This window comes from Paenibacillus sp. FSL K6-2441 (genome assembly GCF_037964765.1).
Taxonomy (GTDB): Bacteria; Bacillota; Bacilli; order Paenibacillales; family Paenibacillaceae; genus Fontibacillus; species Fontibacillus phoenicis.
Genome location: NZ_CP150174.1, coordinates 1,994,081 through 2,018,417 on the forward strand (window position 1 = coordinate 1,994,081; position 24,337 = coordinate 2,018,417).

28 protein-coding genes are annotated in these 24,337 nt (G+C 50.6%); all 28 read left to right on the top strand.

Annotation, left to right across the window (positions count from 1 at the left end):
- The first annotated feature begins 40 nt into the window (after nt 1–40).
- The 28 genes from NSQ80_RS08960 (at nt 41) to NSQ80_RS09095 (ending at nt 24,224) form a co-directional block, all read left to right on the top strand.
- Nucleotides 41–1,465 (top strand): flagellar hook-length control protein FliK, encoded by a 1,425-nt coding sequence (locus NSQ80_RS08960; RefSeq protein WP_339302075.1) that lies wholly within the window; start codon nt 41–43, stop codon nt 1,463–1,465.
- 32 nt (nt 1,466–1,497) lie between these two features.
- On the top strand, nt 1,498–2,001 hold the full coding sequence (locus NSQ80_RS08965) for a flagellar hook capping FlgD N-terminal domain-containing protein (protein ID WP_028539385.1): 504 nt from the start codon (nt 1,498–1,500) through the stop codon (nt 1,999–2,001).
- A complete protein-coding gene (locus tag NSQ80_RS08970; protein ID WP_009223010.1) occupies nt 1,998–2,378 on the top strand; it encodes a TIGR02530 family flagellar biosynthesis protein in 381 nt (126 codons plus the stop codon). Before NSQ80_RS08965 ends, NSQ80_RS08970 begins: the two co-directional genes overlap by 4 nt.
- 92 nt (nt 2,379–2,470) lie before the next feature.
- Nucleotides 2,471–3,295, top strand: a complete 825-nt coding sequence (locus NSQ80_RS08975; RefSeq protein ID WP_009223011.1) for a flagellar hook-basal body complex protein — start codon at nt 2,471–2,473, stop codon at nt 3,293–3,295.
- Nucleotides 3,296–3,376: 81 nt separating this feature from the next.
- Nucleotides 3,377–3,601, top strand: a complete 225-nt coding sequence (locus tag NSQ80_RS08980; RefSeq protein ID WP_016312439.1) for a flagellar FlbD family protein — start codon at nt 3,377–3,379, stop codon at nt 3,599–3,601.
- A complete protein-coding gene (locus NSQ80_RS08985) occupies nt 3,598–4,071 on the top strand; it encodes a flagellar basal body-associated FliL family protein (RefSeq protein ID WP_016312438.1) in 474 nt (157 codons plus the stop codon). Before NSQ80_RS08980 ends, NSQ80_RS08985 begins: the two co-directional genes overlap by 4 nt.
- 43 nt (nt 4,072–4,114) lie before the next feature.
- The gene (gene fliM / locus NSQ80_RS08990; protein ID WP_016312437.1) at nt 4,115–5,116 is read left to right on the top strand and encodes a flagellar motor switch protein FliM; all 1,002 of its coding nucleotides are present in this window, start codon (nt 4,115–4,117) and stop codon (nt 5,114–5,116) included.
- Nucleotides 5,103–6,359, top strand: coding sequence for a flagellar motor switch phosphatase FliY (fliY, locus tag NSQ80_RS08995; RefSeq protein WP_028539383.1), 1,257 nt, complete (start codon nt 5,103–5,105; stop codon nt 6,357–6,359). The genes fliM and fliY overlap by 14 nt, the downstream gene beginning before the upstream one ends.
- 27 nt (nt 6,360–6,386) lie before the next feature.
- Entirely contained in the window at nt 6,387–6,752 is a 366-nt protein-coding gene (locus NSQ80_RS09000) for a response regulator (RefSeq protein ID WP_009223016.1), read from the top strand.
- A gap of 8 nt (nt 6,753–6,760) precedes the next feature.
- Nucleotides 6,761–7,297 carry a flagellar biosynthetic protein FliO gene (locus NSQ80_RS09005; protein ID WP_085168984.1) on the top strand — a complete coding sequence of 179 codons (537 nt, stop codon included), beginning with the start codon at nt 6,761–6,763 and terminating at the stop codon, nt 7,295–7,297.
- Nucleotides 7,294–8,061, top strand: a complete 768-nt coding sequence (gene fliP / locus NSQ80_RS09010) for a flagellar type III secretion system pore protein FliP (protein WP_016312434.1) — start codon at nt 7,294–7,296, stop codon at nt 8,059–8,061. The genes NSQ80_RS09005 and fliP overlap by 4 nt, the downstream gene beginning before the upstream one ends.
- A 37-nt stretch (nt 8,062–8,098) precedes the next feature.
- Nucleotides 8,099–8,368, top strand: a complete 270-nt coding sequence (fliQ, locus tag NSQ80_RS09015; RefSeq protein WP_009223019.1) for a flagellar biosynthesis protein FliQ — start codon at nt 8,099–8,101, stop codon at nt 8,366–8,368.
- A gap of 12 nt (nt 8,369–8,380) precedes the next feature.
- A complete protein-coding gene (fliR, locus tag NSQ80_RS09020; RefSeq protein WP_339302076.1) occupies nt 8,381–9,169 on the top strand; it encodes a flagellar biosynthetic protein FliR in 789 nt (262 codons plus the stop codon).
- A gap of 14 nt (nt 9,170–9,183) precedes the next feature.
- On the top strand, nt 9,184–10,275 hold the full coding sequence (flhB, locus tag NSQ80_RS09025) for a flagellar biosynthesis protein FlhB (RefSeq protein WP_127576368.1): 1,092 nt from the start codon (nt 9,184–9,186) through the stop codon (nt 10,273–10,275).
- Nucleotides 10,276–10,296: 21 nt separating this feature from the next.
- Nucleotides 10,297–12,333 carry a flagellar biosynthesis protein FlhA gene (gene flhA, locus NSQ80_RS09030; RefSeq protein WP_339302077.1) on the top strand — a complete coding sequence of 679 codons (2,037 nt, stop codon included), beginning with the start codon at nt 10,297–10,299 and terminating at the stop codon, nt 12,331–12,333.
- A complete protein-coding gene (flhF, locus tag NSQ80_RS09035) occupies nt 12,330–13,757 on the top strand; it encodes a flagellar biosynthesis protein FlhF (protein WP_339302078.1) in 1,428 nt (475 codons plus the stop codon). The genes flhA and flhF overlap by 4 nt, the downstream gene beginning before the upstream one ends.
- On the top strand, nt 13,754–14,641 hold the full coding sequence (locus NSQ80_RS09040) for a MinD/ParA family protein (protein WP_085168977.1): 888 nt from the start codon (nt 13,754–13,756) through the stop codon (nt 14,639–14,641). The genes flhF and NSQ80_RS09040 overlap by 4 nt, the downstream gene beginning before the upstream one ends.
- A gap of 27 nt (nt 14,642–14,668) precedes the next feature.
- Nucleotides 14,669–16,111: a chemotaxis response regulator protein-glutamate methylesterase gene (locus tag NSQ80_RS09045; protein ID WP_339302079.1), complete on the top strand. Its 1,443-nt coding sequence runs from the start codon at nt 14,669–14,671 to the stop codon at nt 16,109–16,111.
- Nucleotides 16,112–16,184: 73 nt separating this feature from the next.
- Nucleotides 16,185–18,275: a chemotaxis protein CheA gene (locus NSQ80_RS09050; RefSeq protein WP_339302080.1), complete on the top strand. Its 2,091-nt coding sequence runs from the start codon at nt 16,185–16,187 to the stop codon at nt 18,273–18,275.
- Nucleotides 18,276–18,308: 33 nt separating this feature from the next.
- On the top strand, nt 18,309–18,770 hold the full coding sequence (locus tag NSQ80_RS09055) for a chemotaxis protein CheW (protein WP_016312426.1): 462 nt from the start codon (nt 18,309–18,311) through the stop codon (nt 18,768–18,770).
- A gap of 4 nt (nt 18,771–18,774) precedes the next feature.
- On the top strand, nt 18,775–19,404 hold the full coding sequence (locus tag NSQ80_RS09060) for a chemotaxis protein CheC (protein WP_009223029.1): 630 nt from the start codon (nt 18,775–18,777) through the stop codon (nt 19,402–19,404).
- Nucleotides 19,394–19,891, top strand: a complete 498-nt coding sequence (locus NSQ80_RS09065; RefSeq protein ID WP_016312424.1) for a chemotaxis protein CheD — start codon at nt 19,394–19,396, stop codon at nt 19,889–19,891. Before NSQ80_RS09060 ends, NSQ80_RS09065 begins: the two co-directional genes overlap by 11 nt.
- A 2-nt stretch (nt 19,892–19,893) precedes the next feature.
- A complete protein-coding gene (locus NSQ80_RS09070) occupies nt 19,894–20,316 on the top strand; it encodes a hypothetical protein (protein WP_016312423.1) in 423 nt (140 codons plus the stop codon).
- Nucleotides 20,317–20,331: 15 nt separating this feature from the next.
- Nucleotides 20,332–21,120, top strand: coding sequence for a FliA/WhiG family RNA polymerase sigma factor (locus NSQ80_RS09075; protein WP_016312422.1), 789 nt, complete (start codon nt 20,332–20,334; stop codon nt 21,118–21,120).
- A 41-nt stretch (nt 21,121–21,161) separates the two neighbouring features.
- Entirely contained in the window at nt 21,162–22,571 is a 1,410-nt protein-coding gene (locus tag NSQ80_RS09080) for a FapA family protein (RefSeq protein WP_339302081.1), read from the top strand.
- 65 nt (nt 22,572–22,636) lie between these two features.
- A complete protein-coding gene (locus tag NSQ80_RS09085) occupies nt 22,637–22,957 on the top strand; it encodes a hypothetical protein (protein WP_009223034.1) in 321 nt (106 codons plus the stop codon).
- Nucleotides 22,958–22,992: 35 nt separating this feature from the next.
- Nucleotides 22,993–23,610 (top strand): hypothetical protein, encoded by a 618-nt coding sequence (locus NSQ80_RS09090; protein ID WP_009223035.1) that lies wholly within the window; start codon nt 22,993–22,995, stop codon nt 23,608–23,610.
- Nucleotides 23,607–24,224, top strand: a complete 618-nt coding sequence (locus NSQ80_RS09095; RefSeq protein WP_009223036.1) for an endolytic transglycosylase MltG — start codon at nt 23,607–23,609, stop codon at nt 24,222–24,224. Before NSQ80_RS09090 ends, NSQ80_RS09095 begins: the two co-directional genes overlap by 4 nt.
- The last annotated feature ends 113 nt before the right edge of the window (nt 24,225–24,337 follow it).

Below are 24,337 nucleotides of genomic sequence, written 5' to 3' on the forward strand. Positions count from 1 at the left end.
TATAATGAAGAAATTTAGCATTGAAAGGAGGTGAAACAAAATGAATTCATCTATGTCGCAAGTGAATGTAACCAAAGCCGGGACGGTTAACTCGTTGTGGTACGGATCGGCTGGCAAGGCGGAAACGGGGCAAGCGGCTGCTTTGTCATTTGATCAGAAGCTTCTCGCCATGTTGCTTGGTAATGCCCAGCCGCAGGAAGGACAAGCCTCAGCACAGATGATCTCGTTAGCTGGATTGCCAAGTGGTACGGAAGGTATATATTCCGAAGCGACTGAAAATACGCTTGTCGCGACAATCGAAGGATTGTTGGAGCAATTGTCTAAATTGGACGATGCACTTCAAGCGGATCCTGCGTTGTTTTCGTTATTGCAAGGTTGGTTGCAAAGTGTTCAACCCCTATTGCAACAGGCAGGTTTGTCTGACAATGCGAGTTTAGGAGCTGAGGGCGACAACGCCCTGCCTGTGCTAGCTCAGCAGCCGGAGACGATGCGGTTTGCGGTTCAGGATACTCTTGTTCAACTATTAGCAGCTGCGGAGTCGAACGGAGGTGCCGCTAAGCTGACCGCAAGTGTACAGGGACAAGCCGTTACTATGCTGGATTCTCTACAACAAGTGCTAGATGCAATATCGGATTCGGCGGAGGCGAAGTCTAATGGCGGAAAAGGGACGGAAGCAACAGGATTACAACCTCGTACCTTCACGACAGATCCAGGTGCAACAGCTAGCCAACAAGGACGTGCAGGCCAAAATGGGGACATGCTGAACAGAGGAGATGCTCGTGCTGTTCAATCGAGTTCACAATCTAGCAATTCGGCAGCATTCCGCGTCAATGATCTGGCATTCAAAGCTGATCCGGCAGTTGACGGGGGGACCTCGGAAGCTAAAGTACATGAAGATCCCGTTCAAACTGGTCAAGTCGTGACCGCAGGACAGTTGGCACTCCGGGACAACGGAATCAAGTCCGTGAAGCATGTTGCAAAATCGGTTCCAGTTGAGAACTTCGCGAAAGAAATGAGCGGTTTCCTGGTCAATAAACTGGAGATCGTGAATCTGAAGGGTGTGTCCGAGGCGAGAATTTCACTGTATCCGGAGCATTTGGGACAGGTTGACGTACGCATTACGATGCAAAACGGCCAATTAACTGCCCAATTTATGACGGAGCACGCTTTTGCTAAGGAATCGCTGGAACAACAAATGGCACAACTTAGATCGGCATTGCAATCTCAGGGTCTTCAGGTTAACAAACTGGAGGTGACACAAAATACATCATTGTCGTCCCACATGTACCATGATGGCCGGCAATCCGGCGGAGGCACAGGACAACAACAAAGCGAAAAACGTCGTCCCGTAACAGAGGACGAAACCCTGGCCATCCATGACTTGAACGAAGAATGGAACGAATGGGTAGCTGAAGTCAGAGCCAAAGAGCAAAGCTACGGCAGTTCCTTTGTTGCTCGGGCTTAAATCACCTTAATTCGCAGAAAGGAGGTACCTCCGTGGCTGACACGTATTTTTCTTCGGTGTCGTGGCCGAATTACTCACAAAATAACATTCAGAAGGCCAGTACGAAAAACAACGAGTTGGGTAAAGATGCTTTCCTTAAACTCATGATCGCCCAGATGCAAAATCAGGATCCGTTGTCCCCAATGGACAATACGCAAATGGTTGCACAAATTGCCCAGTTTACTTCTGTCGAGCAGTTGACCAACATTTCAGAACAGATAGCTGCATTGGGAGAGTCCTTAGGCAATGATTCCGGACTGATCGGAAAAGAAGTGACATGGGTGACTGAGACCAAAACAGGTAATTACGATGTTTCCACAGGTAAAGCTGAAGTCATTATTGAGAAGGAAAGTGGCATTGTAGAATCCATTATCGTTCGCAGTGGTGTCCACTACGTGAAAGTAGGAGATAAGGAGATTAAAATCTCCGATATTGAACAAGTAGGCGTACCTGCTGACGCGTCTGACGGCGCTGGCCAAGGAGCGGATCTGTTATGAACGAGCCGATCCGAGTAGGCCAGCTATATGCGGGCAGAATCGGGCCTAATGCACTAACGGCAAATAAAAGCATGCCGCTAAATGCTGCAAAAAGTAACTTTAAGGAGATGCTGGAGGATCGACTGGTCCATTTCAGCAACCATGCGGTAAAACGTTTGGAGCAGCGCGGAATCGAGCTGAAGCCGGAGCACTTAAACAAGATTGAATCGGCGATTGACAGCGCGGCGGCTAAAGGAGCGAAAGAGTCCCTTATTTTATTGAAAGATATGGCCCTGATTGTGAACGTCCACAATCGGACCGTCGTTACCGCGATGGACGGAAGCAGCATGAAGAATAACGTATTTACTCAAATCGATAGCGCCGTCATCATTTCTTAAAATTGGCTGGACCGGTTACGGGAGCCAATCGGCTGCGGATCGACTGAAGCGGCCGAAGCAATCATTTTAATCAGTGGAAGGGATGAGAGCAAATGTTAAGATCAATGTATTCTGGCGTATCTGGAATGCGTGGTTTCCAAACCAAGCTTGACGTCATCGGCAATAATATTGCAAACGTCAATACGGTAGGCTTCAAATCAGGACGCGTTATGTTTAAGGATATCATGAGCCAGACGGTCTCCGGGGTTACGGCTCCAGTCGATGGTGAATCTGGCGGCGTGAATGCCAAGCAAATTGGACTTGGGGTCTCCATCGGCTCTATCGATACATTACATACTGGCGGCAGTGCGATGACAACCAATAATCCGCTGGATATGCGGATTGACGGTGACGGATTTTTTCTTGTAAAACTGACGCCCGATCAAGAGGTTCCTTTCCTGACTCGTGCGGGAGACTTTCATCTGGATGCTGCGGGCCAACTGGTCACTTCGGACGGTTTGCTCGTTTGCAACAGCGATGGTGACGTTATGGAGCCAATCGATTTCGAAGCGGTAACAGCCTTTACGATTGCATCTGATGGTACGATGATGCTGAAAAACCCTGAAGGGGGAACAGATCCTGGTGAGATTATAGGGGTAGCTCGGGTCACGAACCCGGAAGGTCTGGAGAAGATTGGCGGTAACCTTTATCGGGTCACCTTGAATGCCATCGCAGACGGAGAATTGACGTATACGAACCCGAATAACGCAGAAGAGGGGACGGGTGCTCTGATTGTTGGCCAGTTGGAAATGTCCAACGTCGACTTAACGGGCGAGTTTACCGAAATGATCGTAGCGCAGCGGGGGTTCCAAGCGAATTCGCGGATCATCACGACCTCGGATGAAGTGCTTCAGGAAGTTGTTAATCTGAAACGTTAAGCGAAGGGGTAGTCGGGGAAAGGGTTAACCGCCGTTCCCCGACGGCTCTCCCCGCTTCCTTGATCGCTTAGGAGGGAAATCATGATTTCAGTAACACGCCTTAACGGTTCTCAAATGTGGCTAAATGCCATCATGATTGAGACCGTGGAAGAAACACCGGATACATACGTCACCCTGGTCACAGGGAAGCGGATTATCGTGCTGGAGAAGGCGGCCGATGTGATTCAGATGATAAGCGATTATTATCGTGAGATCGGCATCCACGCAGCAACTATTAAAGTGCAACAAACGGAGGAATGGTCATGAAAAGAATGCTGCCATGGTTAATTACGATTTTGCTCGCCATCACATTGATCGTATTGGCCGCCTTCCTGCTGGTGAATCAAATGAATAAACCTGCACCAGGTACCGAAATGAATGCTGCTGTTGACAGTGTAGCAGTACCAAAGAAATTGTCGGCCGACGAACTCGTTCAGGTGACATCTACGATTGACGATATCAAGACGAATTTGTCCGATCCGGATTACGTGGTAGTCATTGATTTTGCGTTCCAATTGGATAGTGCGACTTCCAAGGAAACCTTCGATAAAATCAAGGATTACAAAATCAAGCCGATTATTATCAAAACGTTGGCGGATACCAAACCGGAGGAATTGACGGGGGCATTGGGAAAAGACAACCTGAGTTCCAAATTGCTCAACCTGATCAACAAATCGCTGCCGGAAGGGAAATTGATTCAGATCGATATTACTGACTTCATCATGTCAACGATCTAACGAATATCGAACGAATAGAGATTTTTCTAAGGGGGTGAGATGGTTGGTTGATGTGTTGTCGCAGAACGAAATTGATGCGTTGCTAGCTGCGTTATCGTCGGGTGAAATGGACGCCGAAGAACTGAAAAAGGAAGATACGCAGAAGAAAATCCGTTCGTATGATTTCAAAAGAGCGGTGAGATTTTCCAAAGATCATATTCGAAGCTTAACCCGAATACATGAGAACTTTGCCCGTTATCTCACTACCTATTTTTCGGCTCAACTGCGCACGTTCGTGCAAATTAACGTTGTTCAGGTCGAGCAGCTTCCTTATGACGAGTTTATCCGCTCCATTCCCAAAATGACGATTTTGAACATTTTTGAAGCGGAGCCGCTGGAAGGAAGAATGGTGCTGGAGGTGCATCCCAACGTCGCTTTTGCTATGCTGGACCGGCTGTTGGGCGGTCTCGGAACAGCTCCTTCGAAAATCGGATCGCTAACGGAGATCGAAACAATTATTATGGAGCGGATTTTTAGCCGGGCTTTTGAAAGCTTGCAAGAAGCTTGGAAAACCGTTGTGGACATCAATCCACGGATGGAGGCGCTGGAAACCAATCCTCAGTTCATGCAAATCGTATCGCCTAACGAAACGATTGCGCTGATCTCGCTAAGCACGAAAATCGGGGATACCTCCGGGATGATCAACCTCTGTATACCACATGTTGTAATTGAACCGATCATGCCAAAGCTTTCGGTTCACCATTGGTTTGTCTCTCAGAAAAAGTCGCGTGCTCCAGAAGAAGTTGAAGCGTTGCGAAACCGAGTGAACAAAGCTAAGCTTCCGATCATCGCGGAGTTGGGCGAATCACAGATTACGGTCCGTGAATTCCTGGGATTGTCCGTTGGGGACGTCATCTCATTAAATAAACCGGTCCAGGAAGGACTGCAAATCCGGGTTGGCGATCGATTGAAATATATAGGCAGCCCGGGTACAGTAAAGGATCGGATTGCGGTCCAAATCGATGAAATTGTCAGCGAAGGAGTTGAGGAACTTGACGAGCAATGATTACTTGTCCCAGGAAGAGATAGACGCATTATTAAAACAAGCCAATCAAGAGACGCCCCAAGAGCTGTCGGTAAACGACGTTCTAACTCCGCTAGAGCAGGACGCCTTGGGGGAAATCGGGAACATCACGTTTGGCAGTGCTGCTACGGCGCTCTCCACGCTGTTAAATAAAAAAGTGGATATCACAACGCCGAAGGTTTCCGTGATCACTCGTTCCCAGTTTGAGTCCGAATTTCCAAAACCGCATGTTGCGATTCACGTTCAATATGTGGATGGCTTTGAAGGCATGAACTCTTTGGTCATCAAGACGAGAGATGCCCAAGTGATTGCAGATTTGATGCTGGGCGGGGAAGGGAACCCGGAAGAGGAAGAGTTAAATGAGATTCATATCAGTGCCGTGCAGGAAGCGATGAACCAAATGATGGGGTCTTCTGCGACATCAATGTCTACCATTTTTAATCGCTTCGTCAATATCTCGCCGCCAGGCGTTGATATTTTGAACATGTCCAATGGGAACGGCTTGAACAGCTTGCCAGAATCGGACCCGCTAATCAAGATCTCCTTCCGTTTGACGATTGGGGATTTGATCGATTCGACGATCATGCAGCTGCTAACCGTGAAGTTCGCAAAAGAGATGGTAGATAGTCTGATTAGTGGATCAGCGGCAGAAACAAAAGCCGGCGCGAAGGAAAGCGCCGCAGCGGCCGCGCCTCCTGCACCAGCGTCTGCACCAACGCCAGCTCCGTCGCCTGCGCCTCAGGCCCCAACGTATCAGCAGCCGCCTGCACCGTCTCAACCGATGATGCAGCAACCGCCGATGCAAGAGAGTTATGGTTACGGGCAGCAAGCGCCATACGGGTATCCTCCACAAGGTCAACCTTACGGCGAACCCCATCATTATGGGCAGGCACCTGGGCGAAATTTGAATGTACAACCTGTACAATTTGCAAATTTGGGGAACTCATCATTTAACCAGGTTGACGAAAATAATTTGAACTTACTGATGGACATACCCCTTAGAGTCACCGTAGAATTAGGTAGGACCCAACGGCAAATTAAAGATATCCTGGAATTGTCCCAAGGATCGATCATCGAATTGGACAAGCTTGCTGGTGAACCGGTAGATATTCTGGTGAACAACAAACTGATTGCTAAGGGCGAGGTTGTCGTCATTGATGAAAACTTCGGCGTACGCGTCACGGATATCATAAGCCAGTGGGACCGCATTCAAAAATTACAATAGTAGAAGTTTAGGGAGGATTTTAGATCAATGGCTAACCGAATTCTTATCGTAGACGACGCAGCATTTATGAGAATGATGATCCGGGATATTTTGACGAAAAACGGGTTTGAAGTCGTAGGGGAAGCACAGGATGGTGCGCAAGCGATCGAGAAATTTAAAGAACTGCATCCGGATTTGATCACGATGGATATTACGATGCCCGAAATGGACGGAATTGCGGCGTTAAAAGAGATCAAGAAGCTGGACCCGAACGCGAAAGTGATCATGTGCTCTGCGATGGGGCAGCAAGCGATGGTTATCGATGCGATTCAAGCGGGTGCGAAGGACTTCATCGTGAAGCCGTTCCAATCGGATCGGGTTATTGAAGCGATCAACAAAACGCTTGGGGTGTAAACTGAGCGATGAATAACTCGCAAGATTCTTCCCCGTTTTCTGGGGACGTCAACCTTTGGGGGAACTTGTTTACCGTCATCGTAGTTCTTGGCCTGATCATTGCATTAATTATTATACTGGTCCGTTTTCTTGGGAAAAGGAACCGGTATTTGTCCCAGAGCCATGCGATTCGCACTTTGGGCGCGATTGGCCTTGGACCCAACAAATCCCTGCAAGTGATCGAACTCGGGGGGAGCATCTATCTTGTGGGTGTCGGTGAGGACATTTCGCTGGTGGACAAAATATCCAACCCGGACGAAGTAGCCTCTCTGGTTCAAGCCTTCGAACACGAAGGAATGGAACTTGCCGGATTGTCGTCGACTTTGTCCGGCTTGATCTCCCGGTTTCGAAAGGAACCACCTCGGGAGGAAGAAGAACTGGACGGTGTCGCTTTCCACGAGGTGTTTCAATCGCAACTGCGGAAGATGCCGGACCGAAAACGACAAATGGAGGAACTCTTGCAGGATTCGGAAGAACATTCTACAGATCGGTCGAGGGAGTCATGAAGAGAAAATTGTTAATTGTCGGCTTGCTGCTGACGATATGGAGCATACTCGCAGTCTCCGTAGCATCGGCCGAACCGGTTGACCCGATTCCGAGCATCGGCATTCAAATCGGTAATTCGGATTCGGGCGGGGCGTCAGGTACCACTTCGTTGTCGATTCTCTTAATGATTACGGTACTCAGTATCGCGCCGGCAATATTGGTGCTGATGACGAGCTTTACTCGCATCGTCGTGGTACTGGGGTTTGTCCGCAGTTCATTAGGGACGCAACAAATGCCGCCAAATCAGGTATTAATCGGCTTAGCTTTGTTCTTAACATTATTTATCATGAGCCCCACGCTAACTACGATTAACGAGGTGGCAGTGCAGCCTTATATCAAGGGAGAAATCACCCAGACCGAAGCGTTGGACAAAGCGGCGGTTCCCATGAAGAAGTTCATGTACTCGCATACGAGAACCAAAGATCTACAGCTGTTCATGGGATATACCAAAATGGAAAAGCCGAAGAGCTATGAAGACATCCCGCTTTCGGTGATGGTGCCTGCTTTTGCGATTAGTGAACTCAAGACGGCGTTTCAAATGGGCTTTATGATTTTTATTCCTTTTTTGATTATCGATATCGTCGTTTCCAGTGTACTGATGGCTATGGGGATGATGATGCTGCCGCCGGTCATGATCTCACTGCCGTTCAAGATCTTGCTGTTCGTGCTGGTAGATGGTTGGTATCTGATCGTCAAATCACTATTAGTCAGCTTTAATACCTAGAGGATAGGTTCAGGTTCAGGGAAGGAGAAAACGGTGTATGAGTTCGGAATTTATTATCGGTTTGGCCGGACAAGCCGTATATACCGTGTTGAAGGTCAGCGCACCGATGCTGGTGATCGCCCTTGTGGTGGGGCTCTTGGTAAGTATTTTCCAAGCGACAACGCAAATTCAGGAGCAAACCCTTGCCTTCGTTCCCAAAATCGTCGCTGTTTTACTAGCGTTGTTGTTGTTTGGCCCTTGGATTTTGACGACGCTGGTCGACTTCACCTACGGAATTCTAAATAACCTATCTAGTTATATCGGTTAGGTTGCCGAAGTTATGGATACGATACTGCACGGAATTTCTATTTTTATGCTTATTTTTTGTCGAATGACAGCCTTTTTTGTAGTTTCGCCTATATTTTCATCCCGATCGGTGCCGAATACGTTTAAGGTTGGCTTTGCCGGTATCATCGCGGTTGTCATTCTGTTGACCATTGGTCCGAATCAGTCGATACCAAACGACTTGGGATACATATTGGTGATTATTCGTGAAGTGCTGGTAGGTCTGTTGATGGGGTACGTGGCAAATCTGATCTTCTCCGTTATCCAAATGGCGGGCTCATTTATCGATATTCAAATTGGTTTTGGGATCGCGAACGTGATCGACCCTATGACCGGTGCGTCTGCGCCCGTTTTGGGGAATCTCAAGTATATCATTGCCACATTGGTCTTCCTCAGCATGAACGGCCATCACTACTTACTGGATGCGGTTATTCGGAGCTACAACTGGGTCCCTTTATCCAATCAAGTGTTCCAACAAATTTATAACGGGAACTTGTCCGAATTTTTAGTTCAAACCTTCAGCCAGGCGTTTATGCTGGCATTTCAAATGTCAGCTCCGCTGGTGGTAGCTCTGTTTGTCACCGACGTAGCGCTTGGATTCTTGGCTCGAACTGCACCGCAATTCAACATTTTTGTTATCGGGATTCCGGTCAAAATCATCGTGGGGTTATTTGTGCTGTTGGTGCTTGTGCCGGGCTTTATCGTTGCGTTTCAAGCTTTGTTCGAGGTGCTGTTCCGAGCGCTTCATGATCTGCTCGGAACGATAGGACAAAGGCCGCAGTAGGATGGAGGATCGCTATGTCATATCGGTATTCGCTTGATCTGCAGCTGTTCGCTGGCGAAAAGACGGAAAAAGCGACTCCGAAGAAACGTCAGGAGGCCCGAAAAAAAGGTCAGGTGGCCAAGAGCCAGGAACTGACCGGCGCCTTGTTATTAATGGCCGGATTCCTATGCTTGACTGCATTTGCTGGTTATTTCAAGGACCGGTTGATTGGCTTGTTTGTTGACGTGTTTTATCATCGGCTGTCCATGGAGGTAACGAAAACGAACGTGATGGCGATGATGGGGGAGTACGCAGTGCAGGTGTTGTTGCTGCTGGCTCCAATCTTCCTGATTGTCATCGTCGTGGCTGTTGTTGCCGACTATGCCCAGATCGGTTTCATGTTGATCGGAGAACCGCTCAAAATCAAGTTCAGTAAGCTGGATCCGATCAAAGGGTTTAAAAACATCTTTTCCATGCGGTCGTTGGTTCAATTTATCAAAACGCTTTTTAAGCTGTTGATCATCGGGTATCTCGTCTACTCCACGATTTGGGGGTACCGCGGGAGCTTATCCGCATTAGGGCATGTATCGGTGGATGATACGTTTCATTTTACCGCCCAGTTAACGATGAATTTAGGGTTAAAAATTGCAGCCGCTCTAATCGTACTCGCGGTACTGGATTATATGTATCAGCGATATGAACATGAGAAGAATCTGAAGATGTCCAAGCAGGATATCAAAGATGAATATAAGAAAATGGAAGGCGATCCGCTCATCAAGGGGAAAATTCGGGAACGGCAGCGGCGGATGGCTCTGCAGCGGATGATGCAGGAAGTGCCGAAAGCTGATGTAATTATCACCAACCCGACTCACTTTGCGGTCGCTCTGAAGTACGACGGATCCAAAATGGATGCCCCGCAAGTCATTGCCAAAGGGCAGGATTATGTGGCGCTTCGCATTAAGGAAATCGCCAAAGAACATGGCGTAATTACGATGGAAAACAAGCCGCTGGCACGGGCGTTATTTCAACGAACCGAAATCGGGGAGACGATCCCTGCGGATTTGTTCCAAGCTGTTGCTGAAGTGCTGGCTTACGTATACCGAATCAAAGGCAGACCCAAATCATAATGGGATCGGAGGGGAACTTACGTGAAGAAATTTAAAGATTTATTTATTCTTGTTGGTATAATTGGCATCGTCTTACTGATGATCGTTCCGATCCCGACTTGGCTGCTAGATATTTTGTTGATCATCAATATTTCCCTCGCTCTGATCATTTTGCTTGTTGCAATGAACACCAAGGAGGCCTTGCAATTCTCCATCTTTCCAGCCATGCTGCTCGTGACGACCTTATTCCGTTTGGCGTTAAATGTATCGACGACCAAGCTGATTCTGGGACAGGCCAAAGCCGGCCACGTGGTGGCTACTTTCGGATCATGGGTATCACACGGTGAACCTGTTGTCGGTTTTGTCGTCTTCCTGATTCTCGTGGTCGTTCAGTTTATCGTCATTACCAAGGGTTCGGAACGTGTTGCTGAGGTTGCTGCACGGTTTACCCTCGACGCCATGCCAGGGAAACAGATGAGTATTGATGCCGACCTGAACGCGGGGCTCATTAATGAGCAGCAAGCCCGTGAGCGCCGAGGGAAGATTGAGCGGGAAGCCGATTTCTACGGTGCCATGGATGGTGCGAGTAAATTCGTCAAAGGGGATGCCATTGCGAGTATCATTATCCTCCTGATCAACCTGATCGGGGGCTTTATTATCGGGATGACAATCCATGGTATGAGCTTTGACGAAGCGCTTTCGACTTATTCACTCCTGACGATCGGGGATGGCTTGGTCAGCCAGATTCCGGCGTTGCTGATTTCTACCGCAGCTGGTTTGATCGTAACCCGGGCTTCTTCGGAGGGCAACCTGGCAGACGATATTACGGGGCAGTTGTTCACCTATCCGAAGCTGTTATTCGTTGTAGCCGGGACGATCGCCCTACTGGGCACCTTTACGCCGATCGGTATTTGGACAACTTATCCGTTCGCGGTATTGATGGTCTTTGCTGCAATTAAGATGCAGAAAAATATGGACCGGCGGCAAGTCGAACAGGAGCAACAGGAGGAGGAACAGCAAATCGAAGAAGTTCGGAGCCCCGAGAGTGTCATCAACCTGCTTCAGGTAGATCCTATCGAATTCGAATTTGGTTATGGACTGATTCCTCTTGCCGATACGGGGCAAGGCGGGGATTTGCTGGATCGGATCATCATGATCCGGCGGCAATGTGCGCTTGAACTTGGTTTGGTTGTTCCCGTCATTCGCATTCGCGACAATATTCAACTAAAACCGAATGAATATGTCATCAAAATAAAAGGAAATGTCGTAGGCGGTGGTGAATTATTACTTAATCACTATTTAGCCATGAGTCCAGGGGTGGATGATGACTCGATTACAGGTATCGAGACCCGCGAACCTGCGTTTGGCTTACCGGCTCTTTGGATCGATGAAGCGACCAAGGATCGGGCGGAACTGGCGGGCTATACCGTAGTTGATCCGCCGTCTGTCGTGGCAACGCATTTGACGGAGCTGATTAAGAAGCATGCGCACGAGCTGCTGGGCCGTCAAGAGACAAAAGCCCTGGTCGACAACCTCAGAGAAAATTATGCGGTTCTTGTCGACGAATTAATACCGTCGGTGTTGTCGATTGGTGATGTCCAGAAGGTGCTGGCCAAATTGCTTAAAGAGAAGATCTCGATTCGCGATATGGTGACCATTTTCGAGACGCTGGCAGATTACGGAACCTATACCAAGGATCCGGACGTGCTTACCGAATATGTCAGACAAGCGTTATCCCGGCAAATTACCCAGCAATATACCCAACCGGGTGAAACGATGCGCGTAATCACTGTGGGACCGAACCTGGAGAAGAAAATCGCCGAGAGTGTGCAGCAGACCGAACAAGGCAGCTATCTGGCCCTGGATCCAGCCTCAACGCAAACGGTCTTCCAGAAGCTGACCGAGCAAATCAACCGTTTGGTTCAAACGGGCCATCAGCCGATCCTGCTCACCTCGCCAACGATCCGGATGTATCTGCGCCAAATCATCGAGCGCAGCATGCAAGATATTCCGGTGTTATCTTACAGCGAGTTGGAACCTAATGTTGAAATTCAAAGTGTCGGGGTGGTGAATTTATGAGAGTAAAACGATATATCGTCGACACGATGCCTGACGCCATGTTGAAAATTCGCAATGAGCTGGGTTCGGATGCGGTTATCTTGAGTACGAAGGAAGTAAAGCTCGGCGGTTTCCTCGGCATGTTCCAGAAAAAGAAGATTGAAGTGATTGCTGCGACGGAGGAGAAGGCGGCACCGGCACCCAAAGCCAAACCGCTTCTGCCGGCACAGCCGTCGGTTCCGGCTCCTGTGGCACGCCAAGCCGTGCCGGAGGCATACCGCAAAACGTCGCAGTTTGCCCAGCCTGCTGCCTCGCCGCAGGCTGTGTCTGCTTCCTCGGTTCTCACGACAATGGGCGGTCAGGAACGAGAGGAGCCGATCATCACCGCGGTTATGCCGCCAGTGGCGCAGTCGCCCGTGACGGAGATGGGAATACATCAGACCTCCATTGAACCCACTTCCAGCGGTGCTTCAGTGGCTTCAGCTCGATTGGAGGCGGCGATCGCACGAGCGGCAGATTCCGAGCAACTCTTGACCAAGACTACAGTAGGGAGCGCTAACTCCGACAAAGAAGAGCGCTTGCTTGAAGAGATTCGGCAAATGAAGATGTGGCTCAGCGAGCTGGCGAAGAAGCAAGCCGATAGCCGCGAATTCCCGCCGGGGTTGCATGCGATCCAGCAGCAGCTGATGAGCCAAGAATTGGACTTTGAGCTTGCCAATCAATGGGTAGAAGAAATCTACGAAGCCTGGTTAAGCTCTGGCAAGACTTTAAGCGATGACGACATGCAGGCTAGGCTTCAGACCATCGTTACCAGCTTCCTAGATCACCGAATTGATGCGGGGATCGGCGATCAGACAAAGATCGTATATATTGCCGGACCGACCGGGGTTGGGAAGACGACAACCATTGCCAAGCTTGCGGCGGATCAAATTTTCCGGTTGCACAAAAAGGTAGGGTTCATCACGGCGGACACTTATCGAATTTCGGCCATAGAGCAGCTGCGGACTTACGCAACTATCTTGAACGTACCTTTGGAGGTAGTTCAGTCCCCTGGCGATGTACAACGGGCTATGCAACGGTTAGAGCACTGTGACTTGATCCTGATGGATACGGCCGGAAGGAACTATCTAAATGAGCTGTTTGTGGCGGAGCTGCACAGCTTACTTGCTCCTTCGGATGTCAGCGAGACGTACTTGGTCCTTAGCTTGACCTCCAAAGTGCAGGACATGAAACGGATTACCGAGCACTTTAGCAAATATAACTTGGATAAATTGATTTTTACGAAGCTGGATGAAACGGAAACAACCGGCGCGATCTTTAATCTGTTAAACGAGTACCCGCTTAAGGTGTCTTTCCTGACCAATGGTCAAAATGTACCTGATGACCTGTTGCAGGCCGACGCCAAGTTAATGGTTGATATACTGCTGGGAGAGCGGAAGCCATGAATGACCAGGCCCAAGCACTCAGACAATTGGTATCTTCGCAACGAGAGGTAACGGGGGCAACGATTCGTAAGAGTTCTGCCCGGATTGTGACGATTAGCAGCGGCAAGGGCGGCGTAGGCAAATCCAACTTCACGCTGAATTTTGCTTTAGCATTAAAGTCGCTTGGACGCAAAGTACTGATCTTTGATGCGGATATCGGTATGGCAAATATCGATGTGTTAATGGGCATCAGGCCGAGATATAACTTGTACCATCTCCTGAAGGGAGAAAAGAGCATTACGGAAATCGTGGAGCTGGGCACGCATGCATTACCCTTTATTGCGGGCGGCTCCGGGCTCGCCGAACTGTTCACCCTGTCCGAAGGGGATCTGAATTACTTCACCTCGCAGATCGAGATGATTTCCGAGGAGATGGACTTCATCCTTTTCGATACAGGTGCCGGTTTATCGAAGGAAACCCTCAAGTTCATCACCGCTGCTGATGAGTGTCTAGTTGTCACGACACCGGAGCCGACCTCGATCACAGACGCGTATGCCTTGATCAAGGTTGTTCATGGAATGGATCCTAATTTGCCGTTCCGATTAGTCGTTAACCGGGTCTCCGGGGAGCTTGAGGCGAAGCAGGTTGCCGATAAAATTTCGTTGGTCGCCAGCCGTTTCCTCGATATGGAAATCCCCGTATTGGGCTATCTCAACGACGATCCGCATGTGATGCAGGCGGTCAAGAGGCAGGTTCCTTTCTCCATCGCTTTCCCCGGTTGCTCGGCAACGCGCGATATTCAGCGATTGGCGTTGGCTTATCTGAATGTTCCGCAAACCAAGCCGAAGGATACTTTATCGGGAATCAAGGGATTTATGCAGAAATGGTTAAAACTGGCGAAATGATTCTTCGTAAAGGACAGGAGTGGAACGTTGATGTCTTATCGAGTGATGGTGGTAGACGATTCGGCGTTTATGCGTAAGATTATCTCGGACCTGATTGAACAGGACGAGGCTTTTCAGGTCTCAGCAACGGCCAAGAACGGACGTGAAGCCATCGAGCAAATCGCACAGGTCCAACCGGATTTGGTGACGATGGACGTGGAAATGCCGGAAATGAACGGTCTGGACGCGCTCAAGGTCATCATGAAGGAACATCCGTTGCCGGTCATTATGTTATCGGGCATCAATGAACAAGGCATGCGGGAGACGATCATGGCACTGGAGCTTGGAGCCTTCGATTTCATCCGCAAGCCATCGGCCACGACCAGCGAGCATGACATCCTGCAGGTCGGCCGCGAGCTGCGCGAGCAGATGCGCGCCGCGATGCAGGCGAAGGAGCGGCGCGATGCCTGGACGGCGGCGCAACTCCGCAGCGCGCCGGTGCTGCCCGCGTCCGGCAAGCCGCCACAGGCAGGCGTTACCGCGCCAAAGCCGCCGGCGCGGAAGCCGGCGGCGCCTACCGGCGGCACCGCCGCTGCGCGCGCGCCGCTCGCGGGCTCGCCTCGTCTGACGACGAGGCCGCCCGCAGCGAACCCGGCCGCGCCGAGCAGCGGCCGGGACGGCCAGGGCCGGCGCCCGGCGAAGGCGCCGGCGGAGCGCGCGCGGCCTGCAGCGCGGCCCGCGCCTGGGCTTGGCGGCGGCACAGCACATGCCGCCCCGCCGGCCAAGCCCGCATCGCCGCCAAGGCGTGAGCCGGCGGCGGCGGAAGTGGCCGCCGCTCGGGAGAAGACGAGCGGCGATGCCAGCAGAGGGCGTCCCCGTTCCGGACGCCCTGCGGGGGAGTTCACCGATCTCGTTGCGATCGGTACTTCAACCGGGGGGCCCAAGGCGCTCAAAGCCGTCTTGGAGAAAATCCCCGGGGACTTTCCGGCGCCAATCGTCATCGTGCAGCATATGCCGCCAAACTTTACCAAGTCGCTCGCTCAGCGGTTAAACAGCTTATGCGAACTCAACGTCGTTGAGGCAGAGCAAGGCCAGGAGCTGCAAAGTGGGACGGCATACATTGCTCCGGGAGGTTTCCATATGAATGTCGTACCAAGTCCGACAGGCGGTTATCGCGTCCATTTGACGACCGACAAGCCTTGTAACGGACATCGACCTTCGGTGGACGTCTTGTATGAATCGCTGCTCCCGCTGCAAGCACTGAAACGTCATGTTGTACTGCTAACGGGGATGGGCAGCGACGGGGCGAAAGTCATGAAGCGGCTTTATGACGCTGGCGTGACTTCCACCATTGCCGAGAGCGAAGAGACGTGCGTCGTATTCGGTATGCCGCGCTCGGCAATCGAACTGAAATGCGTCAGCCATGTATTACCGCTATACGAGATTGGCCCTAAGCTTGTACAAGAAGTAGCTAAAAAAGCCAGCTTGTAAAGATCCTAACCCTTTTTTTAGCTCACCACGAAAATGAGTTATTAACGGAATCTCTTGGAGGAGGTGCCTCACCATGGACATGAATCAGTATTTATCCATGTTTATCGATGAGTCGAACGATCATTTGCAATCATTAAACGAAAAAATGTTGGAGCTGGAAAACAACCCTGAGGACATCAGCATCGTTCAAGTCATCTTCCGATCGGCGCATACGCTGAAGGGGATGGCAGCGACGATGGGGTTCGAGGATTTGTCTTCGCTCACGCACCAGATGGAGAACGTGCTGGACCTCGTCCGGAACGAGAAGCTGAAAATGCAGGAGTTTATCTTCGACACTCTGTTTAAGAGCTTGGATGCGCTGCAAATGATGGTGCAGGACATTACCCAAGGCGGCGAAGGGAAAGCGGACGTCAGCGAAATCGTTGACGCGCTGCAGTCCATCGTACGCGGGGATTTTGCGGAAGGCGGAAGCGCGGCGGCAAGCAAGCCGGCAGCAGCTGGATCCGCGGCGAACAGTGCATCGGCCATCCAACTGGATCAATATCAATATTCCGTCTTGGAGCAGTCCATCACGGAAGGACATAAAGTGTTGCACATTGAAGTGGCGATCCGGGAGGATTGTCAACTGAAAGCAGCACGCGCCTACCTCGTCTTTGATCTCCTGGAACGATTCGGGGAAATCGTGAAGTCCTCGCCATCTGTACAGGATATCGAGCAAGAGAAATTTGATCGAAGCTTTTCCCTTTATTACATAACTCAAAAAGATCCCGCCGAGATTCAAAGCATGATTATGAATCTGTCGGAAATCGATACAGCACAAGTTGCAGCGCTGGATCATGAAACTTTGGCACAACTGAATGCCGGTTCGAAGGAGGCAGCTGCGGCAGCCGAAGCTGCAGCGCCAGCTCCTGCTCCAGCTCCAGCTCAGACCCAAGCTCAATCGGCTCCAGCTAAACCAGCTGCAGCACCTGAAGCAAAAGCAAATGCTCGCCCAGCTGGAGGAGCCTCCGCTCCTGCCCGTACGATCCGGGTAGATATCGACCGGCTGGACGTGCTCATGAATCTGCTCAGCGAATTGTTGATTGACCGTGCTCGCTTGGAGCAGCTGGCTACCGAAGTCAAACGAAGCGACTTAACGGAAACCGTTGAGCATATGAGCCGTGTCGGCAGCGACTTGCAGAACATCGTGTTGAAGCTGCGGATGGTTCCGGTCGATACCGTGTTCAACCGCTTCCCGCGGATGGTTCGCGACCTGGCGAAATCGCTCGACAAGAAAATCGATCTGAACATCGTAGGGGCCGAAACCGAATTGGATCGCACGGTCATCGACGAAATTGGAGATCCACTCGTGCATTTGCTTCGGAATGCCGTCGACCATGGGGTAGAATCTACGGCTGAACGGATTGCTGCAGGCAAACCTGAAACCGGGACAATTCAGCTGCGGGCTTTCCACAGCGGCAACCATGTATTTATTGAAATCGAAGATGACGGACACGGCATTGACCGTAATAAGGTTCTGCAAAGAGCGCTTAAGAACGGCATCGTCAAGGAGAGCGAAGCTGCCTCGATGACGGACGAGCAGGTGTACATGCTCTTGTTCGCTCCGGGCTTTAGTACAGCCGAGGTCATCTCCGATATTTCTGGACGCGGGGTTGGACTTGACGTCGTCAAATCCAAAATCGAATCCTTAAGCGGCGTCGTTTCGGTGGAATCGAAGCTGGGTGTCGGCACGAAATTTTCCGTACAGCTTCCACTGACTTTGTCGATTATTTCGGCGATGCTCATTAAGGTTGGGGAAGAAAAATATGCGATTCCGTTATCCTCCATCGTCGAAACCGGCTTAATCCGGCGCGACCAGATTCGAGAAGTCCACGGTTATACGATGGTCGCTTATCGCGATACCCATATTCCTTACATGTCGCTTGCGAAGCTGTTTGACATTCCGGGCTTCTCTGAGAGCGATGAAGAGGAAACGGAAATCGTCGTGATCCGCAAAGGCGATCGGCTAGCTGCCCTAGCGATTGAAGATTTCATTGGCCAAAGCGAAATTGTCATTAAGAACCTGGGCAAATATCTGCCTTCGATTCAAGGGGTTGCCGGTGCAACGATCTTGGGAGATGGTCAGGTAGCGCTCATCATCGATCCAAACGCCTTCATTAAATAAGGTCAGTTATACACTCTAAGGGAGGGTTTCCACATGGGAGAGGAATTAAAAGTTATCGTATTTAAGTTGGGGCATGAAGAATACGGGATCGACGTGGACAAAGTCCAAACGATCGAACGCATGATGCCGATCACGCGCGTTCCGAAGACCTATTCATTTGTTAAAGGCGTGATTAATCTGCGCGGCGTCGTCATTCCGGTGATCGATTTGCGCGGCCGCTTTGGATTGCCGGAGACGGAATACACGGATCAAACCCGGATCATTATTGTCTCGGCTAATGAAATGGAGGTTGGTTTCATCGTTGACTCTGCTAATGATGTTATCGACCTGAATACCGACTTGATCGACTCGCCGCCGGATGTTGTTGGCGGTATCAAAGCGAAATATCTGCATGGGGTAGCTCGGATTTCCGAGGATCGGCTGTTGGTGATGTTGAATTTGTCGGAAGTGCTCAGCCGTAAGGAAATTATTCAATTAGAAAGCTTAGAGGGCTAATACCGTGGATTTGTTCAGAGGGTTCGAAGACTTCAAAATCGATATTTTGAAGGAGGTCGGCAATATCGGGGCGGGAAATGCCGCTACGGCTTTGTCCAAGCTGCTGGACAAGCCGATCGATATGGCCGTTCCGATGGTCCAAATGCTCCCGTTTGAAGCGATTGCGGATCGTGTCGGCGGCGCGGAAAACTTGGTGCTGGCCGTATTCTTCCGTGTGGAAGGGGATGCGCCGGGCAATCTGTTTTTCATCCTAAGCCCGGAAGCCGCGAAGAAGCTGCTGACTCGTTTGGCCGGTATCACGGTGGATGATGGTGGAACCTTCTCTGAGATGGGGTGGTCGGCGTTATCGGAAATCGGAAATATTTTGGCCGGTTCGTATTTGTCATCGTTGGCCGATTTCACCTCCTTGCAAATGTCGCCTACTGTACCTGCTTTAGCTCTAGATATGGCGGGTGCGATCTTGAGTTACGGACTCCTGCAATTTGGTGAAATGGGGGATTCCGCCCTGCTGATCGACACGAAATTTATTGAAGGTCAAGATGAGGTCGAAGGTCAGTTCTTCCTCATTCCGGATCCGGATTCATTCGCCAAAATCTTTGCAGCACTTGGAGTACCAATTGATCATGATCGATGAGCAGTATGTCGTCAAGGTAGGCATGGCCGAGTTGAATGTCATTACTCAGCAGGGATTGATACGGACAACCGGCCTAGGCTCCTGTGTAGGATTAACCTTATACGACCCGCAGCTTAAAATTGCCGGTCTTGCGCATGTGATGTTGCCTTCCTCGGATATCGCCCGGGAAGGGGCGTTAAATATCGCCAAGTATGCAGATACAGCCATTCCGGCACTCTACCGGAAGCTGCTGGACCTTGGCGCAGCGCCAAGCCGACTGGTTGCCAAGATGGCTGGCGGATCGCAAATGTTTACCTTTGCCGGCAGTAGTGACACGATGAGGATTGGTCCACGTAATGTGGAGTCCTGTAAAGAGCAGCTGTCTGAGCTCGGCATTCCATTGCTTGCAGAGGATACGGGCGGCAATTACGGCCGAACGATTGAACTGGACAGCATGACAGGGATCTTATATGTGCGAAGTGTACAAATGGGGATAAAGGAATTGTAGCCATGCCAGGAAAATTGAGATATTACTTGTTGTCGGGCTTTATCGGTTTTCTAATTACGTTTGCCGTTTCGGCAGGAAACAATTTATTCATGACCAGCTTTGTACGAGGGCTTATTTCGTTTGCCGTTTGGTTTCTGTTGGCGTTTGCGGCCAACTGGATGTTGGGGTTCCTGAAGGAAATGCCAGGGGATTATACTCCTGCTCTGGAGGCTGACCCAGCGTCCGAAGAGGGCAAGGGCACGAATCTCGACTTGCTGACGCCGGACGAAAGCGAGCAGCTCAATGATCTGTTAAAGCCAACTCCGGCTGCTTCGGATGTGGAGAAGCAATTTGCGCCGCTAAATCCGCCAAAATTAGTGAAGACACCTGACGGCAAAGATCCTGAAGAGCTGGTTAAGGTCGTTCGTCACCTGACAGAACAATAAGGAGGGTGAAGGCAGTTGAACGAGCGGAAGACATCCACTCTAAATCATGCCGACCTTTGGGAAAGTTGGAAAGAGCACGGTGATTTAGAGGCCAAGAAACAACTTATCGAGAAATATCTGCCCATTGTCGACTACGTTTCAGGACGTCTCGCTGTCGGTTTGCCCAAAAACGTATCCAAGGACGATCTCGCCAGCAACGGTGTTATGGGATTGATCGATGCGGTCGAAAAGTTTGACTACAAACGGGGACTTCAGTTCGAAACCTATGCATCTTGGCGGGTACGGGGGGCGATTTTGGACGGCCTGCGGCAAGGGGACTGGGTTCCCCGATCCGTGAGAGAGAAAGCCAAGAAAATCGAAGAAGGTTATCAACATTTAGAGCAGCAATATCTCCGCTCCGTCACTGACGCTGAGATGAGTTCCTATCTCAATGTAAGCGAGAAGGAATTTCAAAGTATGCTTCAGGAAGTTGCCGTAATGACCCTATGCTCGCTGGAGGATCCTATCCGCGAAGAAGAATCGGAGACTCGTCTTACTTTACTCGTTGACGAAAAGGCAAAAAACCCGGATTATAAGGTTAGGGAGTTCTATCTTCGTGAATCCCTTGCGAAAGGGATTGAGAAGTTGACCGAGAAGGAACGTACAGTAGTCTCCCTACTCTATTATGAGGATTTATCCTTGAGCGAAATCGCCGAGGTCATGTCTTTGTCACCCTCGCGGATTTCGCAATTACACTCTAAGGCGATTTTGCGCCTTCGGGGCAGTTTGGAGAAGCAACGCGATCTGTTGCTGGCTGAAGACTGACGAGTTATTTTAAGCGAGTGAATGATGAGGGGGACGGCTTCGTGGAGCTTTTGGATAATTTAAAACAGATCTTGAGCGTGACGTTAAACGATGATAAGACTGTAGCCTATCTGCAATTTCTGAAGAAAGAAGATGATTTTTCATGTACCCCGGATGAGCTGCTTCACTTCCTACGGAGCGAAGGCATTAAGTATGGGGTTCAGGAGGATATCGTCAAGCGATTTGCAGCCAATCCTAAGGAATACTTCTTTAGCAAAACGCCGATCGCGATGGGGCAAGAGCCGGTTCATGGGGAAAACGGGTTTATCCGCTATGCCATCTCCATCGACGAGGAGAATCAGCATCGGCCGGTTGAAACGGAAGACGGCAAAGTTGATTTGAAGGATGTGACGCGGCTTAATAATATCCGCAAAGGGCAACTAATCGCGGAGCTGGTACCTCCTGTTCCGGGCCGCAACGGAACGGCGGTAACGGGCGAAGCGATTCCTTGCCGCGAAGGTAGAGAAGCGCGGTTCAAGGTCGGCAAGAACGTCGTGTTAAACGCGGAACAGACCGCGATGTATGCAGCCATCGACGGCCTGGTGACGCGGACGGAGAAGGGGAAGCTTAATGTGTTCCCGGTTTATGAGATTAACGGGGACGTCGATTACGGTGTTGGAAATATCAATTTCGTAGGAACGGTCGTTGTCCGCGGGAATGTGCTGACAGGCTTTCGCATCAGCGCTGCCGGGGACATTCGCGTCGTTGGCGGGGTTGAAGGAGCCGAGTTGATTGCAGACGGGTCCATCGAAATTTCCGGGGGCATCATCGGATATAACAAAGGACTGGTAAAGGCGGGACATCATGTAAAAAGCTCGTTTATCCAAGACGGTAACGTCCAAGCGGGAGAAGACGTCATCGTGTCGCAGAGCATTATGCACTCCAACATTCGTGCCGGCCGCGACGTCATCTGTAACGGGGCCAAGGGCTTGATCGTCGGGGGGAACATCCAGGCCGGCGAGAAAGTGGTTGCGCGGATTATCGGCAACCCGATGTCGACAACGACCTCGATCGAAGTGGGCGCCTTGCCAGAACTGCGGAACGAGCTGTTAGAGCTGCGGCAGCAGGTGAAGGACCAGTTGGCGAATTTGGACAAGACGGAGAAGGCGCTGACGCTGCTTGATCAGCTGGCCTCCATGGGCAAATTGCCGCCGGACAAGGTCGAGATGCGTTCGAAGCTGAATATGACCAAGAAATCGAACACGCAGGAACTGAATCTAATGAAGGAACGCATTCTGGCGATTGAGAAGGCGCTCGAGGATACGGGGAAAGCCCGGGTTGATGTCCTTAAAATGATTTACGGCGGTTCCAAAATCGTCATTGGAAGATATACCAAGTACATTAAGGAGCCCATTTCGCGAATGACTTTCTATTTTAGCGAAGGGGATATTTCCATGTCGCCTCTCATCTAGGACTGGCATGCCAAGGAACGATATTCGAATTATCCATTCCCTTCGTTGAATCATGAGGTGATCCCATGAATATGAAATCCGTGGAAATGCAAATCGCAGTCCCTCGGACAAGCGAGGCGGGGCGTGTTCAACATGATCAGCAGCAACGGCCTCTTCATGACCAGGGTCTGTTATCGCTTCAAGGGTTAAAGGACAGCGAGATCGAGCGCCGGCGCAGCGCTAACGTAGATGAGAGTGCTCATAATACGACGGTAAAGCGCGAAGGGAAAGGTTCTTTCACGTCGGAGCAGGAACATGGCAACTCCCAGGACAAGCCGGACGAACAAGGACAAGGGCATAAGGCGGAACATCCTTATAAGGGCAAACATATCGACCTGTCTTTATAGAGGAGACCACATGAACGCAAAGGGTGAGGATTAGATTGTCATTTGGAGAGCCTTGGTTTTACATCGTGTTGCTTGGGGCAGCGGCACTTGTCTATGCCCTGCTGCTGCCGGGACGCCAAGCAGCGGCACCCAAAGCGGAAATGGCCAGGGAGCTGGAGGCCACTTTGGAGCAGTATATGGCGGAAATCGAAAATGAAAACCAAGAATTAATCGATATGGTTGCGAAGATGAAGCAGGATTTAACATCCAAACAGTTAGCCCAGCAAGAGCAGATTGCCGAGCTGCGCCAACGTTTGGGGGATGCGGAAGCTTACGCAAAGCAAACGGAAGCACGGCTTGAACTTGTGGAAAATGCCATGAAGGAGAAGGCGGTTCGTGATGCATCCTCAGAGCCTGAGGAGACTCCGCAAGTCATCCAGCCTCAGCTTGAGGCTGCGGCTGCCGCAGAGTCCGACCATTTGTCTGCAGAACAAACACCATTACCGGATGGACCGGTGCCGCCGCAACAAGAGCTGGTTCGGGATCGATACCCCGAACTGTTCGAGTTGTATGACAAAGGGAAATCGATCGATATGATCGCCAAATCGACGGGCTTCCAACGTGGGGAGGTTCAGCTGATCCTGCAGCTGGCCAAGAAGGAGGAGTCCCGATGATGAAAAACCGCCAGTTTATGCTTGGTTTGGGATGCGGACTCATCGCCGGGGCTTTGCTTCTGCAGCTCATGCTGATTGGACAAGGCAGCAACAATGATCTCCATTCGAAGGAACAGATCGAACGTGCTGCTGTGCTGGCCGGTTTAAAGGTCGTGGAGGCGGATCAGGAGTTGTTGACGGAAGAGGAATGGATGGAGCGTTCCGGACTAGCATCCGATTCGGCTGGGAATGAGGACGAGAACGGTGATGTAACGCCGGCCGATCCAAAGCAGCCAGATGCACCTGCGTCTCCCGAAGCTCCGGACGCACCAGAAGCAGGGGAAGGATCTACTTCTTCGGACGCCAAGGCCGGAGGAACGAACGAACCCGCTTCCCCGAACCCGCCTCAGCCAGCGACGGTGGAATACAAGATTGTTGCTGGGACAACGCTGGAAGGCGTAGCTCAAGGCCTGGAGCAAGCCGGGGTGATTGAGGATCAGGATGCGTTTCTGAAAACCGCGATCAATAAGAAAATCAACCGTAAGGTTCGCGCAGGCACCTATACTTTTCAAGTTGGCGAAAGTTATGATTCGATCATTTCAAAAATCTCCATAAAGGCTTCCGGGAGCAAATAAAATAGATGTATAAAAAGGCACCTCGGGTGCCTTTTTATGTTGCTGTCATTTTGCGTCAAACTTCGGTTGCATCCCTATTTTAGTTATGGTATATTAATTGACGGTGTTATAAC